This is a genomic window from Pseudomonas mohnii (genome assembly GCF_900105115.1).
GTDB classification, from domain to species: domain Bacteria; phylum Pseudomonadota; class Gammaproteobacteria; order Pseudomonadales; family Pseudomonadaceae; genus Aquipseudomonas; species Aquipseudomonas mohnii.
Window position 1 is genome coordinate 2287346 of sequence record NZ_FNRV01000001.1, and the last position, 14835, is coordinate 2302180.

Consider the following 14835-nt stretch of genomic DNA (forward strand, 5'->3'; position numbering starts at 1 on the left):
ACTGGATGGGGATCCTGACCCGGTGAAAAACGCGCTTTGATCATGATGAAAAAAAAGCGCCAGACAATAAAAAATGAGGTTTCGATGACAACCGCTTTACAACAACCATCACTCTCGAGCCAGTGCATGGCCGAATTCCTGGGCACTGCGCTGCTGATCTTTTTTGGTACGGGTTGCGTCGCCGCCCTCAAAGTCGCGGGCGCCAGCTTTGGTCTGTGGGAAATCAGCATCATCTGGGGTATCGGTGTAAGCATGGCGATTTACTTGACCGCCGGAGTTTCCGGCGCTCATCTCAACCCTGCCGTCAGCATCGCACTGAGCATTTTCGCCGACTTCGAAAAGCGCAAACTGCCGTTTTACATCCTGGCCCAAGTGGCGGGTGCCTTTTGTGGCGCCTTGTTGGTTTACACGCTATACAGCAATCTATTCTTCGATTTCGAACAAACTCATCATATGGTTCGCGGCACTGAAGCCAGCCTGGAATTGGCGTCGGTGTTCTCCACCTTTCCCAATCCGAGCCTGTCCACCTCACAGGCCTTTCTGGTCGAGGTGATCATCACCGCCATTTTGATGGGCGTGATCATGTCCCTGACGGACGACAACAATGGCCTGCCGAACGGCCCGCTGGCGCCGATCCTGATTGGCTTGCTGATCGCGGTGATCGGCAGTTCGATGGGACCGCTGACCGGTTTCGCCATGAACCCCGCCCGTGATTTCGGCCCTAAATTGATGACGTTCTTCGCTGGCTGGGGTGACATTTCTTTCACCGGCGGGCGTGATATCCCGTACTTCCTGGTTCCGGTTTTCGCACCGATTATCGGGGCCTGCCTCGGCGCCGCAGCCTATCGCGGCGTTATTGCCCGCCATCTGCCGAGCGTCGCACCTGCTACAAAGGACACAGCACCGGCCATTGACGGCAAACCAAGAATTTCTTGATACCGTTGGCACGTGATTCTGCCCATTCAATCGCGCGCCAGACCTCACTCCCTTATTTCGTCCAAGGCAATCGACATGACCGACACACAGAATAAGAACTACATCATTGCCCTCGATCAGGGTACGACCAGCTCCCGCGCGATCATCTTCGACCGTGACGCCAACGTGGTCTGCACCGCACAGCGCGAATTCGCCCAGCATTACCCGCAAGCGGGCTGGGTCGAACACGACCCGATGGAAATCTTCGCCACCCAAAGCGCCGTGATGGTCGAGGCCCTGGCTCAGGCCGGCCTGCATCACGATCAGGTCGCCGCCATCGGCATCACCAACCAACGTGAAACCACCGTGGTCTGGGACAAGAACACCGGTCGACCGATTTATAACGCAATCGTCTGGCAGTGCCGCCGCAGCACCGAGATCTGCCAGCAGCTCAAGCGTGATGGCCACGAGCAATACATCAGCGAGACTACGGGCCTGGTGACCGACCCCTATTTCTCCGGCACCAAGCTCAAGTGGATCCTTGATAACGTCGAAGGCAGCCGTGAACGCGCGCGCAACGGCGAGTTGTTGTTCGGCACCGTCGACAGCTGGCTGATCTGGAAATTTACCGGCGGCAAGGTCCACGTCACCGACTACACCAACGCCTCGCGCACCATGCTCTTCAACATCCACACTCTGGAGTGGGACGCGAAGATGCTGGAGGTGCTGGACATCCCGCGGGAAATGCTGCCCCAGGTGAAATCGTCGTCGGAGATCTACGGCCATACCAAAAGCGGCATCGCCATCGGCGGGATCGCCGGCGACCAGCAAGCGGCGCTGTTCGGCCAGATGTGCGTTGAAGCAGGTCAGGCCAAGAACACCTACGGCACCGGCTGTTTCCTGCTGATGAACACCGGCGACAAAGCCGTGAAGTCCAGACACGGCATGCTCACCACCATCGCGTGCGGTCCGCGCGGTGAAGTGGCCTACGCCCTGGAAGGCGCCGTGTTCAATGGCGGCTCCACCGTCCAGTGGTTGCGCGATGAGCTGAAAATCATCAACGACGCCCACGACACCGAATACTTCGCCAACAAGGTCAAGGACAGTAACGGCGTGTACCTGGTACCGGCGTTCACCGGACTGGGCGCGCCGTACTGGGACCCCTATGCCCGTGGCGCACTGTTCGGCCTGACTCGCGGCGTCCGTGTGGATCACATCATTCGTGCAGCACTGGAGTCGATTGCCTACCAGACCCGCGACGTACTCGACGCCATGCAGCAAGACGCCGGCGAACGCCTCAAGGCCCTGCGCGTGGACGGCGGCGCCGTGGCGAACAACTTCCTCATGCAGTTCCAGGCCGACATCCTCGGCACGCAGGTCGAGCGCCCGCAAATGCGCGAGACCACCGCACTGGGTGCCGCGTACCTGGCAGGCTTGGCCTGCGGCTTCTGGGGCAGCCTGGAAGAACTGCGCGGCAAGGCGGTTATTGAACGCAAGTTCGAACCGGCGCTGGACGAAGCGGCGAAGGAAAAACTCTACGCCGGCTGGAAAAAAGCCGTCAGCCGCACCCGCGATTGGGAGCCGCACGAAGGGGCTGAATAAGCCAGGCTGCGGGCTGTATCCGCGAGTAACTGGTCGGGAGGAGATTCCTGCGGCATCATGGGCAAATTTTGCTCGGCAGCCCAAAGGACGCCCCATGAATCTGCCTCCCCGTCAGCAGCAAATTCTCGAACTGGTCCGCGAACGCGGGTACGTCAGTATCGAGGAAATGGCCACGCTGTTCGTTGTTACACCGCAGACCATTCGCCGCGATATCAATCAGCTGGCGGAAGCCAATTTGTTGCGCCGCTACCACGGCGGCGCAGCCTACGACTCCAGCGTCGAAAACACCGCCTACGCCATGCGCGCCGATCAGATGCGCGACGAGAAACAGCGTATCGGCGAAGCCATCGCCGCACAGATCCCCGATCACGCCTCGCTGTTCATCAATATCGGCACGACCACCGAATCGATTGCCCGGGCGCTGCTCAACCATAGCCATCTCAAAATCATCACCAACAACCTGCATGTGGCATCGATGCTCAGCGCCAAGGACGACTTCGATGTCCTGCTGACCGGGGGCAATGTGCGACGTGACGGTGGCGTGGTCGGTCAGGCCAGTGTCGATTTCATCAACCAGTTCAAGGTCGATTTCGCCCTGGTCGGCATCAGCGGCATCGATGAAGACGGCAGTCTGCTGGATTTCGATTATCAGGAAGTGCGGGTTTCCCAGGCGATCATCGCCAATGCCCGACAAGTGATTCTGGCCGCTGACTCCAGTAAGTTCGGGCGCAACGCCATGATTCGCCTGGGGCCGATCAGCCTGGTTGATTGTCTGGTCACGGATCAGCAGCCTTCCCCTGCGCTGGCGCAGCTTTTGAGCCAGCACAAAGTCAGACTGGAAGTCGTTTAAGCACATCCCCCGTGGCGAGGGAGGTTGCTCCCGCTGGGCTGCGAAGCGGCCCTCACCCCTTCAATTGAGTTCATTTAGACCCACTGAACTCGCCGCAAAAGCGACGGGAGCAAGCTCCCTCGCCACCAAAGCCGTCCGCTTACACTCTCAATGTTCGTAAATTTTCCTTTCATCGTCATTCGATGAGTTTTTTCAATCGAATCTGACTGGCTGCGTGCGTCTTTATGGGCTAGTATTTTCGCAAATGAACATTTATGTTCGATTTCAAATACAGAACATCAAAGAATCCCGAGGCCCGAGCCGATGCCCACTTCTATCTTGCCCACGCCCCCTCTTGCCGAGGTCTACGATATCGCCGTCATTGGTGGCGGGATCAATGGCGTAGGGATCGCAGCGGATGCCGCCGGTCGCGGTCTGTCGGTGTTCCTTTGCGAAAAGGATGATTTGGCCAGCCATACCTCGTCGGCCAGCAGCAAGCTGATCCATGGCGGCCTGCGTTATCTCGAACACTACGAATTCCGTCTGGTGCGCGAAGCCCTGGCCGAGCGCGAGGTGCTGCTGGCCAAGGCTCCGCACATCGTCAAGCCAATGCGCTTCGTGCTGCCGCATCGCCCGCACCTGCGACCCGCCTGGATGATTCGTGCCGGCCTGTTCCTGTACGACCATCTTGGCAAACGGGAAAAACTCGCCGGTTCGAAAAGCCTGAAGTTCGGTCCCGATAGCGCACTGAAAAGTGAAATCACCAAGGGCTTCGAATACTCCGACTGCTGGGTCGACGATGCCCGGCTGGTGGTGCTCAATGCCATGGCCGCCCGGGAGCAAGGTGCCCATGTCCATACCCAGACCCGTTGCGTCAGCGCTCGTCGCACCAAAGGCCTGTGGCACCTGCATCTGGAGCGCGCCGATGGCAGTCTGTTTTCGATCCGTGCCAAGGCGCTGGTGAATGCCGCTGGCCCATGGGTCGCCAAGTTCATCCGCGACGACCTGAAGATGGAATCGCCCTACGGCATCCGCCTGATCCAGGGCAGCCACCTGATCGTGCCGAAGCTGTACGAAGGCGAGCACGCGCACATTCTGCAAAACGAAGATCAGCGCATCGTGTTCACCATTCCTTACCTGAACCATTTCACCCTGATCGGCACCACCGACCGCGAATACACGGGTGATCCGGCAAAGGTGGCGATCACTGAAGGCGAAACCGATTACCTGCTCAAAGTGGTCAATGCTCACTTCAAAAAGCAAATCAGCCGCGATGACATCCTGCACAGCTATTCCGGCGTGCGTCCGCTGTGCAACGACGAATCCGACAACCCGTCGGCCGTCACCCGCGATTACACCCTGGCGTTGTCGGGCAGTGGCGAAGAAGCACCGTTGTTGTCGGTATTCGGTGGCAAGCTGACCACCTACCGCAAACTGGCCGAATCGGCGCTGGCGCAACTGGCGCCGTACTTTGCGCAGATGAAGCCGAGCTGGACCGCCAACGCGACCTTGCCGGGCGGCGAAGACATGACCACCCCGCAAGCGCTGAGCGCGTTAATTCGCGACAAGTTCGACTGGGTCCCGACAGAAATTTCGCGCCGCTGGGCGACCACCTACGGCAGCCGTACCTGGCGTCTGCTCGAAGGCGTACAGAACCTCAGCGACATGGGCGAACACATCGGTGGCGGCCTCTACACCCGCGAAGTCGATTACCTGTGCAGTGAAGAGTGGGCCACCACCGCACACGACATCCTGTGGCGCCGCAGCAAGCTCGGGTTGTTCACCACGGCCGCGGAACAGGACAAGCTCAAGGATTACCTGAACAAGGTCGAGCAGCACCGCAGCAAGATCGAAGCAGCCTGATTGCACCGCTTGATACTGTAGGAGCGAGCATGCTCGCGAAAAACGCCAGGGCAACGCGGGGTATCCGGCAGAGCGCGTTATCGTTGACGTCCATCGCGAGCAGGCTCGCTCCTACAAGAGGCGCTGTCTCATATATCCCGCAAATCTGATTCATGGATGGGCTGATCACGGTGCGTCGCCCGCTGGTATTGCGCCGGCCAGATGGCTTTGCGTCCGCCGAGATCGTCATCCGCGTGCAGCGGCCAGTAAGGATCACGCAACAACTCGCGGGCCAGGAAAATGATATCCGCCTGACAGGTGCGCAGAATGTGTTCGGCCTGAGCCGGCTCGGTGATCATTCCTACGGTGCCAGTCGCGATTTCCGATTCCTTGCGAACCCGCTCGGCGAAGCGGGTCTGATAACCAGGCCCAGTGGGAATTTCCGCATTCGCCGCCGTGCCGCCGGACGAAACATCGATCAGGTCCACACCCAGCGCCTTGAGCCGCCGCGCCAGCTCGACGGTTTCATCGGGATTCCAGCCGTCTTCCACCCAGTCAGTGGCCGAAACCCGGACAAACAGCGGCAACTCTTCGGGCCACACCGCGCGCACCGCTTCGGTGACTTGCAGCACCAGGCGGATGCGATTTTCGAATGAGCCGCCGTACTGATCGCGCCGTTGATTACTCAAAGGCGAAAGAAACTGGTGCAACAGATAACCATGGGCCGCATGCACCTCGACCACTTTGAAACCGGCGATCAGCGCGCGCTTGGCCGAATCGACGAAGGCCTGAATGACGTTGGCGATTTCGCCGTCATCAAGCTGCCTGGGCTGAGTGTGCTGGGGGTCGAACGCGATCGGTGACGGGCCGACCGGAAGCCAGCCGCCCTCTTCGATCTTGACGCTGCCATGCTTGCCCAGCCACGGCCGATAGGTGCTGGCCTTTCGCCCTGCGTGCGCCAACTGGATACCCGCAACGGCGCCTTGGGCAGCAATGAAGCGGGTGATGCGTTGCAGCGGCTCGATTTGCTCATCGTTCCACAAACCAAGGTCTTGCGCGGTGATGCGCCCGTCGGCCGTGACCGCCGTGGCTTCGGTGAATATCAGTCCGGCCCCGCCGATGGCGCGGCTGCCGAGGTGGACCAAGTGCCAGTCATTGGCCAGGCCATCCACACTGGAATACTGGCACATCGGTGATACCGCAATGCGGTTGAGCAGGGTCAGTTGACGAAGGGTATAGGGTTCAAGCAGCAGACTCATGGGGCACCTCTCGAATCAGTGGTCAGGCTCCAGGGTTCTGTTTGAAAAGTCGACGAGTGACAGGAAACAAGTGCAGCACCCGCCCCCGCGGGCAAAAAATTCGACAAGACGTCACAAGGATTATCAAGCAGTGCTTAGAGCCTAGTCGACAATGGGGGATGGGGGAGGTTCAGGAATGAAACAGACAATCCGCACACAGCACAGTCCTTGCTCCCTCGCCACAAACGCTATCGCGGTTCGATGTGGGCAATCATCAGTTGAACGGTCTCGTTGCCGCGGAACTCGTTGACGTCGAGCTTGTAGGCCAGCTCCACCCACTTGATGGTCGGATTCGGCCAGATATCGCGGTCGATACCAAAGGCAATGCCATCCAGTTTCACCGAACCACATTCGCTCCTCAGTACCACTTTGAGGTGCCGTTCGCCGACGACGCGCTGCTCGACCAACTGGAAAACCCCATGAAACAGCGGCTCCGGAAAGTGTTGCCCCCAGGGACCGGCATGGCGCAGCGCGCGGGCCAGTTCCAGGTGAAACTCCTCGACCGCCAGGGTGCCGTCCGACAGCAGACGCCCGGTCAGGTCTTCTTCGCGCAATTGCCTGCGCACCTCGGCGTCAAAGGCTTCGGCGAACAGCGGAAAATTCGCTTCCGGCAGCGTCAGACCGGCGGCCATGGCATGGCCACCATATTTGCTGATCAGGTCCGGATGCTGCGCCGCCACCACGCTCAGGGCATCGCGGATATGGAAGCCCTGGACCGAACGCCCCGAGCCCTTGAGCAGACCGTCTCCCGCATCGGCAAAGGCAATGGTCGGACGGAAATAGCGCTCCTTCATGCGCGATGCGAGGATGCCGATGACCCCCTGATGCCACTCGGGATCGAACAGACACAGACCAAACGGCATGGAATCCACCGGCAAATCCTTGAGCTGGGCCAGCGCTTCACGCTGCATGCCCTGCTCGATGGATTTGCGGTCCTGGTTCATGCCGTCCAGCTGAGCGGCCATCTCGCGGGCCAGCGCCGCATCCTCGGTCAGCAGGCATTCGATGCCCAGGCTCATGTCATCCAGGCGCCCCGCTGCGTTCAGGCGCGGGCCGACAATGAATCCCAGGTCGGTGGAGGTGATGCGCGCCGGCTCACGCTTGGCCACTTCGAGAATCGCCTTGATGCCCGGCCGCGCACGTCCGGCGCGAATCCGCTCGAGGCCCTGGTGCACCAGAATCCGGTTGTTGGCATCCAGCGGCACCACGTCAGCCACACTGCCCAACGCCACGAGGTCGAGCAATTCGCCGATGTTCGGCTGCGGCTTGTTCTCGTACCAGCCCAGGCTGCGCAAGCGCGCGCGCAAGGCCATCAGCACATAGAAAATCACACCAACGCCGGCCAGCGCCTTGCTCGGGAACTCACAACCTGGCTGGTTCGGATTGACGATGGCATCGGCCTGGGGCAATTCATCACCGGGCAAGTGGTGGTCGGTGACCAGCACCTTGAGGCCGGCCTTTTTCGCCGCCGCCACACCTTCGACGCTGGAGATGCCGTTGTCCACGGTGATCAACAGCTGTGGCTGACGCTCCAGCGCCACGGCAACGATCTCCGGCGTCAGGCCGTAACCGTAGTCAAAACGGTTGGGCACCAGGTAATCGACATGGGCCGCGCCCAGCAAACGCAGGCCCAGCGTGCCCACGGTACTGGCCGTCGCGCCATCGGCGTCGAAATCGCCGACGATCAGAATCCGTTGCCGCTGTTCGAGCGCGGTCACCAGCAGGTCCACGGCAGCATCAATGCCCTTGAGCTGCTGGAACGGAATCAGCCGCGCCAGACTCTTGTCCAGTTCGACTGCGGATTGCACGCCCCGCGCGGCGTAGAGTCGGGTCAGCAGAGGTGGAATATCACCCAGCAATGGCAAGGGGTCGGGCAACAGGCGAGATTCAATGCGCATGGGGTGACAGGAGCTTCTCTTCAGTACGGGGGATAAAGGCGCATGACGCGGTCCAGCGGCGAACGATCAGCCGCGTTCGCCGGCCAGCCACTGCAACTGGACTTCATGCTGACCACGGTCGTCAGTGACGAAAATCGTCCCTTCACTGATCATCACGTCCCACTTGATAACGCGAGGCATGTCCTTGGCCAGGGTTTCCAGCACTTCCTGGGGCACTGCGGCGATATTGACGTTTTTCAGGTTTTTGATCGCCGGGATCACCTTGCCTTCCCAGACGCGCAGGCTGCCGTAGGCCAGCAGGCTGGTGCGTTCGGTACGACGCGAGCACCAGGTCAGGCGCTCGGCATCCGGTTGGCCGACTTCGATCCAGTGCAGGACACGGTCATCCAGGCTTTTTTCCCACAAGGCCGGTTCATCCACTTCTGAAAGACCACGGCCAAAGGACAGCTGCTCGTTGTACCAGAGGGCATAGGCCAGCAGGCGCACGGTCATACGCTCTTCGGTTTCCGAAGGGTGACGGGCGATGGTCTGCTTGACGCTCTCGTAAACGCTGCGGTCAAGGTCGGTGAGGTTCAGTTCAAACTTGTAAGTCGTGGACGGCTGGGCCATGAACGGGCTTCTTGATACGAGGAAAGTCGGCAAGTCTAACCGATGCGGCAGGCAATCAACGAATAGAAGGCGATCTACCTTGAGCGCCTGACAGTCGGCTATGTTAAAAGTCTGTATTCGCTCAGTCTTTTGTCCTACAGGATTTAGTATGCCGCTCACCGCCAAACCGCTCTCAGGTCTGAAAGTCATCGAATTGGGCACTCTGATTGCCGGTCCGTTTGCCTCGCGCATCTGCGCTGAATTCGGCGCCGACGTGGTCAAGATCGAGTCCCCGGACGGTGGCGATCCGCTGCGCAAGTGGCGCAAGTTGTACGAAGGGACTTCGCTGTGGTGGTTCGTTCAGGCGCGCAACAAAAAATCCCTGACGCTGAACCTCAAGCATCCGGATGGCCTGGCGATTCTGAAAAAGCTGCTCAGTGAAGCGGACATCCTGATCGAAAACTTCCGCCCCGGCGTGCTGGAAAAACTGGGGCTGGGCTGGGACGTCTTGCACGCGCTGAACCCGAAACTGGTCATGGTGCGACTCTCGGGCTTTGGCCAGACCGGCCCGATGAAGGATCAGCCGGGGTTTGGAGCGGTGGGCGAATCCATGGGGGGCCTGCGTTACATCACCGGGTTCGAAGACCGGCCACCGGTGCGTACCGGGATCTCCATCGGTGATTCGATCGCCGCGCTCTGGGGCGTGATCGGCGCGCTGATGGCCCTGCGTCACCGCGAGGTCAACGGTGGCCAGGGCCAAGTCGTCGATGTGGCACTGTATGAAGCGATTTTCGCCATGATGGAAAGCATGGTCCCGGAATTTGATGTTTTCGGCTTTATTCGCGAACGCACCGGCAACATCATGCCCGGTATTACCCCCTCCTCGATCCACACCAGCGCCGACGGCAAACATGTGCAGATCGGCGCCAATGGCGACGCGATCTTCAAACGCTTCATGATGATCATCGGTCGCGAAGACTTGGCCAATGACCCGGCCCTGGCCAGCAACGACGGACGCGACAGCCGCCGCGACGAGATCTACGGGGTGATTGATCGCTGGGTCAACTCGTTGCCGCTGGACACAGTCATTGAGCGCTTGAAACAGGCCGATGTGCCGGCCAGCCGCATCTTCAGCGCCGAAGACATGTTCAGCGACCCGCAATACCTTGCGCGGGAAATGTTCCTGCAGGCCAAACTTCCTGATGGCAAAGGCTTCAAGATGCCGGGGATTGTGCCGAAACTCTCAGAGACACCCGGTGAATGTGAATGGGTCGGGCCGCAACTGGGTGAGCATAACGCACAGGTACTCCAGGAACTTGGCTATGACGCGTCGCAGATCGCACAACTGCGCAAAGACGGAGCCATCTGAGCTGAAGCGTCTGTTGGCGCGGTCAATCAAGCACTGCCTGCCACTCAACAGGCGGGTGTTGTTTGCGTTGGTGAGCATGTGGCTGATCAGCGGACTGACCTTGTTGCCGATGCTGGCACAAGCCGGGGAATCCCTGGTCTGGCTGAAGCGGGACCTGCCGCCACTGTTTATTTTCGAAGGACCGGACAAGAATCAGGGAGTCATCGATCAGCTGTTGCGGCAGCTAATCGCCGGCATGCCCCAGTACCAGCACAGCGTAAAGAAAGTCAATCGTGCCCGCGGACTGCAAATGCTCCGTGAATCGGCGCTCACGTGCGATGCAGCGCTGAATTGGAGCAAGGAGCGCGATAACTGGATCGCGTTTTCCGTTCCGGTCTTCCGCGCCATGAGCAATGGCTTGGCCGTGCGCCGTGGCGATCGGGAGGTGTTGACGCCTTTCATCAAGGATGGAGAGGTGGATCTGGCGGCCCTGCTGGCCAAGGGCAGCGTAACGCTGGGGATTATTGCCGAACGCAACTACGGCGAGTTTATCGATGCACTGCTCAAACAAGCCCCCCCTCAAGCACTGACACTGCACTACGGTAACGACGCGCTGGGTAGCCTGCTTCAGATGCAACGCCTGGGGCGCCTGCACCTGTTGCTGGGCTACCGACCGGAGATTCGCTACCAGGCTCAGCGACAAGGGATCGACGAGGATGAATTGCAGTTCTATCCGATTCGCGGCACCGGCAAGTACCTGTCTGGCTACATCGGCTGTACCGACACGCCCCAAGGCCGACAGGCAATCATCGAGATCAATCAACTACTGCATAACCTGCCTCGCGATGACCTGAGCGAGGCCTACGCCGCCTGGCTCGACCCGGAAAGTCGCAGCGAGTATCTGCAGGCGTCCAAGGTATTTTTTGAGCAGCAGGCCGGGCACTGACAACCACCCGGCAAAAAGAAACCCCGAGAAGTGGGGAGACGACTCGGGGTTAAACGTGGCCTACCTATAGACCAGTGGCAGCAAGCTACAAGCACCGGAGCACAATGCTTGATCCTGCTGTTAAAAGATCTGACCGATCCGGGCGCAGGAAGGTTCCCACAAAAAACACTTTCAATTCCGGCGGGCCAGTAACTTGTCTTGAGCTGCATGGCGCAATGCCGCAATGACACAGGGCTCCAGCCGTCCTTCCGCAATCAGCACATCGCGATGCAAACCGTCGACCACATCCGTGAGCAGACGCCTATCGCTCAATTGGGCCTGGTTGAACTTGCGTTCGACCACTACCGCCCCCATCGTATTCGTCAATGACACCCGGCATTCACCATGAATACCCGACGGGGTCAGTGTCACCTGGTACGGGCTCAGAGCCTCACCGAGCAAGAGACTGATACTTTCCATCTCGATCACCACTCAATAGTCCGAAACAAAGTGCCTGGGGCATCTCTACAGTAAATGACCGCTGGCCCGAGAAGAAAGTTCTGAAAACCGGTTGGCGGGACGCTGCGCCTCCCGTCGATAGAGCATGCATGCCAAAGATGACAGAGAAAAAACAAGCGCATCACGCCCGTCGGATGCGCTGGTCGATATCAGTCCAGCCCCCGAGCAAACCTCGCAGTTGGCCGTCCGAACTGTAAAACGGCACCGTCCATTGATAGATGTCCCTGAGGCCATTCATGAACAGCAATTGCCGCTCACTGAAGTGCGACTTGCGAGTCGCCAGTTGAGCCATGAACTCGGTATGCAGCAGTTCAGCGGTCGCTTTGGGCAACACATCGAGTTCAATCAGTTGGCGGCCCTGCATTTGATCGAAACGGGTCGACAACCTCTCCTCATAGCTTTTATTGCACATGATCAAACGCCCTTGCAGATCCCGGACGAAAATCGGATCAGGCATGGCGTCAATCAACGCGTGCTGGAACGCGAGCTGATCACTGAGGCTTTTCTCAGCCTGTGCCCGTTACTGGACCAACGCTGCCAACCGGCGATTCCAGAGTAAGGACAGCAACCCGAAGAGGCCGGCGATAACGACTCCCCAGCAGCCCCACTCGGCAATCCGTTGACCGACGGTGCGTACTGGCGTTGTTGTTATCCCATTGAACCATTTCTGGCGAATGGCACGTAATTCGGCGGGAGGAAACGCCTCAAGCGCCTTGTTGAGGATGCTCAGCAACTGCGGCTGACCTTGACGCACTGCCAGGTAGTCCGGGTCCCACTTGCCCTCGACGATATGGCCCGCCTGAAGCAATCCCGAGGGAAAAAGCTGAGCGCCGATCTCGTTTTCGATAGTTGCATGGGCCAGCCCGCTTTCGACCCAGGCGCGGGCCTCGGCGCTGGTCTTGACAGAGCGCAGCTCAATGGCAGGATATTCGCGCCGAATCAATGCCTCCAGGGCGTGGCGGGTCGGCAACACCAACACTCTTTTTGCCAACTGGTGCAGCGATTGCACTGGTGGCTCCCCAGCCCGACCGACGAACACCCAGCCAGCACCACCAAACGCATAGCTGAAGTCCAGAAACGCTTTGCGCTCATCATTCATCGAGAGCGTGGTGCTCATGTCCGCAGCCCCCCTCTCCAGACTTCCCAGCATCTGATCGATCGAAAAGGACTCGGCATGAACAAACTGCAAACCGGTCATGGCACTGATGCGATCAAGCAAATCCCTGTTCAAGCCACTCCAATGGCCATGCTCATCCTTGAACAGGTACAGCGGGTACTCCAGTGATGCGACGATGACGCGCGGATGCTCGGTAATCCATTTCAGCTCTTGAGCGTCCAGCCTGATCGTCTTCACGGGCTCAGGAGCCACCGAATGTGAGGCCAGCCCCCATTGGGAGAAAACCAGGGCGCCGAGCAACAACAGCCAGCATGGGACTGACCTTGACCTTCTGAAAAACAGCATTGCCACTTCCTTGATGATCAGCTCGCCCGTCCTTCATGGGCGACTCTTCCCGGCAAGTGTGGCATGCAGAAACAAGAAAGCCCGTCAGGAGACGGGCTTCAATTTGTGACAGCTTTTGCCGTTACAAAGGCTTGCCACGGTTGCCATGCTGACTGACAAAGGCCTGTACGGCTTTCAAGTCATTCGGCAACACGGTGCACCGCTCATCTCGCTCAAACAAATCAGAAAGATGTGCGGGGAGTTCGAGTGCTTTTCCTACACCGGCTTTTTCCACGGCGTCCGGGAATTTGACCGGGTGGGCGGTGCCCAGGATCACCATCGGAATATCCAGGCTACGACGGCATTCCCGCGCGGCCTTCACGCCGATGGCGGTGTGCGGATCCAGCACTTCACCGGTCTGCTCATAGACTTCGGCGATGGTTTCGCAGGTTTGTGCATCATCCACTGCCAGCGAATCGAACAGTTTGCGTGCTTCGGTCCAGCGCTCCTGCTCGACGCTGAAACCGCCACCTTGCTTGAAGCTGTCCATCAACCCGGCGATCGCCGCGCCGTTGCGACCGTGCAGGTCGAACAGCAGACGCTCGAAGTTCGAGGACACCATGATGTCCATGGAAGGCGACAGGGTGGCGTGCAGGGTTTCCTTGACGTACTGATTGCCGCTCATGAAGCGGTGCAGGATGTCGTTGCGGTTGGTGGCGACGATCAACTGGTTGATCGGCAGACCCATGTTGCGCGCCAGGTAGCCGGCAAAAATGTCGCCGAAGTTGCCGGTCGGGACCGAGAACGACACCGAACGCGCCGGGCCACCCAATTGAAGCGCCGCGTAGAAGTAGTAAACGATCTGGGCCATGATCCGCGCCCAGTTGATCGAGTTCACTGCCACCAGGCGAGTGCCCTTGAGGAAGCCCTGGTCGGCGAAGCTCGCCTTGACCATTTCCTGGCAGTCATCGAAGTTGCCTTCGATCGCGATGTTGTGGATGTTCTCGCCGAAGATGGTGGTCATCTGCCGACGCTGCACTTCCGATACGCGATTGTGCGGGTGCAGGATGAAGATATCGACGTTTTCGCAGTGCTTGCAGCCTTCGATGGCGGCCGAACCGGTATCACCGGAAGTCGCACCGACGATCACCACGCGCTCGCCGCGCTTTTCCAGCACGTAGTCGAGCAGGCGACCGAGCAGTTGCAGGGCGAAGTCCTTGAACGCCAGGGTAGGGCCGTGGAACAGCTCCAGCACCCACTCATTGCCATTCAACTGACGCAGCGGTGCAACGGCGCTGTGGGCAAATACGCCGTAGGTCTCTTCAAGAATCTTTTTGAAATCGGCGTCCGGAATGCTGCCGGTGACGAACGGGCGCATGACCCGGAACGCCAGCTCGTGATAGGGCAGGCCGGCCCAGGAAGCGATCTCTTCCTGGGTGAAACGTGGCAGGTTTTCCGGGACGTACAGACCGCCATCGGTGGCCAGACCGGCCAGCAGGACGTCTTCGAAATTCAGGGCCGGTGCCTGGCCGCGGGTACTGATGTAGCGCATAAGGGCAAACCTTTGGTTTGGAGCTTCAGCTTCAAGCTTCGAGCTGCAAGTCAAAAGCGGATTGGCTCTTGCTTGCAG

Annotated in this window: 11 protein-coding genes and 1 pseudogene; 6 read left to right on the top strand and 6 right to left on the bottom strand. The window is 59.3% G+C overall.

Annotated features, from left to right (window positions below; all coding sequences use genetic code 11):
* Window positions 1–84 precede the first annotated feature (84 nt).
* From BLV61_RS10725 to glpD, 4 genes are all read left to right on the top strand, one after another.
* Window positions 85–936 (top strand): MIP/aquaporin family protein, encoded by an 852-nt coding sequence (locus BLV61_RS10725; RefSeq protein WP_090464793.1) that lies wholly within the window; start codon window positions 85–87, stop codon window positions 934–936.
* A gap of 75 nt (window positions 937–1011) precedes the next feature.
* Window positions 1012–2517, top strand: coding sequence for a glycerol kinase GlpK (gene glpK / locus BLV61_RS10730; protein ID WP_090464796.1), 1506 nt, complete (start codon window positions 1012–1014; stop codon window positions 2515–2517).
* A gap of 94 nt (window positions 2518–2611) precedes the next feature.
* Window positions 2612–3367 (top strand): DeoR/GlpR family transcriptional regulator, encoded by a 756-nt coding sequence (locus BLV61_RS10735; RefSeq protein WP_047532714.1) that lies wholly within the window; start codon window positions 2612–2614, stop codon window positions 3365–3367.
* A 303-nt stretch (window positions 3368–3670) separates the two neighbouring features.
* Window positions 3671–5209, top strand: a complete 1539-nt coding sequence (glpD, locus tag BLV61_RS10740; protein WP_090464799.1) for a glycerol-3-phosphate dehydrogenase — start codon at window positions 3671–3673, stop codon at window positions 5207–5209.
* A gap of 128 nt (window positions 5210–5337) precedes the next feature.
* Here glpD and BLV61_RS10745 read toward each other — a convergent pair whose 3' ends face one another.
* The 3 genes from BLV61_RS10745 to BLV61_RS10755 all read right to left on the bottom strand — a co-directional run bounded on the left by BLV61_RS10745 (window position 5338) and on the right by BLV61_RS10755 (window position 8993).
* Complete coding sequence (locus BLV61_RS10745) at window positions 5338–6447, bottom strand: NADH:flavin oxidoreductase/NADH oxidase (RefSeq protein WP_047532719.1); 1110 nt, start codon at window positions 6445–6447, stop codon at window positions 5338–5340.
* 227 nt (window positions 6448–6674) lie between these two features.
* Window positions 6675–8384, bottom strand: a complete 1710-nt coding sequence (gene recJ / locus BLV61_RS10750) for a single-stranded-DNA-specific exonuclease RecJ (RefSeq protein WP_047532721.1) — start codon at window positions 8382–8384, stop codon at window positions 6675–6677.
* Window positions 8385–8450: 66 nt separating this feature from the next.
* A complete protein-coding gene (locus tag BLV61_RS10755; protein WP_047532723.1) occupies window positions 8451–8993 on the bottom strand; it encodes a YaeQ family protein in 543 nt (180 codons plus the stop codon).
* Between the two features lie 148 nt (window positions 8994–9141).
* Between BLV61_RS10755 and BLV61_RS10760 the strand changes: the two genes are divergently transcribed.
* Window positions 9142–10341 carry a CaiB/BaiF CoA transferase family protein gene (locus BLV61_RS10760; protein WP_047532726.1) on the top strand — a complete coding sequence of 400 codons (1200 nt, stop codon included), beginning with the start codon at window positions 9142–9144 and terminating at the stop codon, window positions 10339–10341.
* Window positions 10295–11266, top strand: a complete 972-nt coding sequence (locus tag BLV61_RS10765; protein WP_047532728.1) for a TIGR02285 family protein — start codon at window positions 10295–10297, stop codon at window positions 11264–11266. Before BLV61_RS10760 ends, BLV61_RS10765 begins: the two co-directional genes overlap by 47 nt.
* A 171-nt stretch (window positions 11267–11437) precedes the next feature.
* On the opposite strand, the gene BLV61_RS10770 is transcribed toward BLV61_RS10765, so the two are convergent.
* From BLV61_RS10770 to thrC, 3 genes and pseudogenes are all read right to left on the bottom strand, one after another.
* Window positions 11438–11725, bottom strand: coding sequence for a DUF3509 domain-containing protein (locus BLV61_RS10770; RefSeq protein ID WP_090464802.1), 288 nt, complete (start codon window positions 11723–11725; stop codon window positions 11438–11440).
* Between the two features lie 160 nt (window positions 11726–11885).
* Window positions 11886–13226 (bottom strand): annotated as a pseudogene (locus BLV61_RS10775) (transporter substrate-binding domain-containing protein).
* 121 nt (window positions 13227–13347) lie between these two features.
* Window positions 13348–14757, bottom strand: coding sequence for a threonine synthase (thrC, locus tag BLV61_RS10780; RefSeq protein WP_047532735.1), 1410 nt, complete (start codon window positions 14755–14757; stop codon window positions 13348–13350).
* Window positions 14758–14835: the final 78 nt, after the last annotated feature.

What these genes read in the sequence shown, in the direction of transcription:
- BLV61_RS10725 (WP_090464793.1), top strand. Translation starts at nt 85, where the DNA reads ATGACAACCGCTTTACAACAACCATCACTCTCGAGCCAGTGCATGGCC.
- glpK (WP_090464796.1), top strand. Translation starts at nt 1,012, where the DNA reads ATGACCGACACACAGAATAAGAACTACATCATTGCCCTCGATCAGGGT.
- BLV61_RS10735 (WP_047532714.1), top strand. Translation starts at nt 2,612, where the DNA reads ATGAATCTGCCTCCCCGTCAGCAGCAAATTCTCGAACTGGTCCGCGAA.
- glpD (WP_090464799.1), top strand. Translation starts at nt 3,671, where the DNA reads ATGCCCACTTCTATCTTGCCCACGCCCCCTCTTGCCGAGGTCTACGAT.
- BLV61_RS10745 (WP_047532719.1), bottom strand. Translation starts at nt 6,447, where the DNA reads ATGAGTCTGCTGCTTGAACCCTATACCCTTCGTCAACTGACCCTGCTC.
- recJ (WP_047532721.1), bottom strand. Translation starts at nt 8,384, where the DNA reads ATGCGCATTGAATCTCGCCTGTTGCCCGACCCCTTGCCATTGCTGGGT.
- BLV61_RS10755 (WP_047532723.1), bottom strand. Translation starts at nt 8,993, where the DNA reads ATGGCCCAGCCGTCCACGACTTACAAGTTTGAACTGAACCTCACCGAC.
- BLV61_RS10760 (WP_047532726.1), top strand. Translation starts at nt 9,142, where the DNA reads ATGCCGCTCACCGCCAAACCGCTCTCAGGTCTGAAAGTCATCGAATTG.
- BLV61_RS10765 (WP_047532728.1), top strand. Translation starts at nt 10,295, where the DNA reads ATGACGCGTCGCAGATCGCACAACTGCGCAAAGACGGAGCCATCTGAG.
- BLV61_RS10770 (WP_090464802.1), bottom strand. Translation starts at nt 11,725, where the DNA reads ATGGAAAGTATCAGTCTCTTGCTCGGTGAGGCTCTGAGCCCGTACCAG.
- thrC (WP_047532735.1), bottom strand. Translation starts at nt 14,757, where the DNA reads ATGCGCTACATCAGTACCCGCGGCCAGGCACCGGCCCTGAATTTCGAA.